The organism is Shigella sp. FC1967 (genome assembly GCF_001743005.1).
GTDB lineage: Bacteria > Pseudomonadota > Gammaproteobacteria > Enterobacterales > Enterobacteriaceae > Proteus.
The window spans coordinates 1-396 of record NZ_MIIZ01001319.1; the positions used below are offsets into that span (position 1 = coordinate 1).

A 396-nucleotide genomic window follows, 5' to 3' on the forward strand; every position below is an offset into this window, starting at 1 on the left:
AACGAGCCAGGATTTTTCTACAAGGGAGACCCGGTTCAATACCATAAAGGGATGAGACTGGGCAAAGCCGTCCTGGACATCATGACCGACGGAAAACTTTCACATGTGAAAGTTCCTGTACGACAAGACGGAGAGTAATAGCGTGGAATTTGATTACGACAAGTCAGTATCAAACGCACATCTTGAGGCCGCAGGCTGGGGTATGGATGCCTTTAACCACTCCAACCCATTTGAGAGTCATGTCATCTATGTGCGTGACTACCGCAACGATCACATCCGCCTGTTCACCATCAAGCAGGCTGACTTCGACACGATAAAGCTGCCGCTTCACCTTACCTCCGACATGCTGGCTTCGGTGATCGCTGAGTTCGTATCGAAGGCAGCAAAAGGGAAGTT

1 pseudogene is annotated in these 396 nt (G+C 49.7%); it reads left to right on the plus strand.

Annotated elements, in window-relative coordinates:
- Positions 1 to 142: 142 nt before the first annotated feature.
- Positions 143 to 396: pseudogene (locus BHE89_RS21600) on the plus strand (hypothetical protein); the annotation flags it as partial.